The organism is Roseisolibacter sp. H3M3-2, assembly GCF_029211165.1.
Taxonomy (GTDB): Bacteria; Gemmatimonadota; Gemmatimonadetes; order Gemmatimonadales; family Gemmatimonadaceae; genus Roseisolibacter.
Map to the genome: position 1 here is coordinate 1 of NZ_JARGEK010000725.1, position 862 is coordinate 862.

General features: G+C 64.4%; 2 protein-coding genes and 1 pseudogene. 1 reads left to right on the forward strand and 2 read right to left on the reverse strand.

Features of this window, described 5'->3' with window-relative positions; translation table 11 throughout:
* Positions 1 to 206 (reverse strand): annotated as a pseudogene (locus PYV61_RS26010) (hypothetical protein); the annotation flags it as partial.
* Positions 207 to 329: 123 nt separating this feature from the next.
* Here PYV61_RS26010 and PYV61_RS26015 point away from each other — a divergent pair.
* On the forward strand, positions 330 to 617 hold the full coding sequence (locus PYV61_RS26015) for a hypothetical protein (protein WP_275836796.1): 288 nt from the start codon (positions 330 to 332) through the stop codon (positions 615 to 617).
* On the opposite strand, the gene PYV61_RS26020 is transcribed toward PYV61_RS26015, so the two are convergent.
* On the reverse strand, positions 599 to 721 hold the full coding sequence (locus PYV61_RS26020; RefSeq protein ID WP_275836797.1) for a hypothetical protein: 123 nt from the start codon (positions 719 to 721) through the stop codon (positions 599 to 601). The genes PYV61_RS26015 and PYV61_RS26020 overlap by 19 nt on opposite strands.
* Positions 722 to 862 lie beyond the last annotated feature (141 nt).

The window sequence follows — 862 nt, forward strand, 5'->3', positions numbered from 1 at the left end:
CCATAGGCTTTGCCGTGCACCACCTCGATCATCCGCTTAAACGCGAGTGCATGCACCAGCTCGTGCGCGCGGCCGCGGCTGATCCCGAAATGCCCGGCGATCTCCCCCATGGAAGGCGAGCGACCATATCGGGCGTTGAAGGCTTTCACGAGCTCCAGCACCTCGGCCTGCCGTCTGATCGGCCGCAACCTCTTCGGCTCTTCCATGGCCCGCATATGGTGCCACCCCCTGACTGAACATAGGGGAAACGTCGCGTCAGTGGAATGACTTGGGGAAGAACTGTTCGGGGCCGTTGACCGACTCGCCCGCTTACCCGCAGCGGGAACATTGTGGGAACGAAGCGGCCTCAGACGATCGGCGACTATGCGCGCTTCGGCCTGGACGTGGGCGTGCGCTGCCGCGCCTGCCGGCGAACGGCCGTATTCGACGCGGCCGAGGTGATGAAGTTCTTCATGCTGAAGAAGTGGAGCATGAAGGCGCCGGTCGATGCCAGTCGGTTCCGCTGTGCCTGCGGCTCCCGCGAGGTCGAAACGATCGCCGTCCAGGTGGACTGCCGGCCCAAGCCCCTGCCCGCGCGCGTACCGCTGCTGACGCCGCTCTATGTGAAGCAGATGTGAAGCAGGTCGGCGATCCAACGACCCAAGGCGAGCAGCTGCTGGACGGCCGAGATCACGACGAGCGTGCCGATCATGATGTACTCGGCGTTGGCGGCGGTCCGCATCTTGCGCGGGCGATTGGAGATCAGTCGAGCTCCTCGTCCAGGACAAGGCCGAAGCTGAAATCATGCTCGAGCGCCTGAGCCGCACCGATCAGCCACGGGATGTGCCTGTCCTCACCATGGCCGTTCCCATCGTTCGCTCCA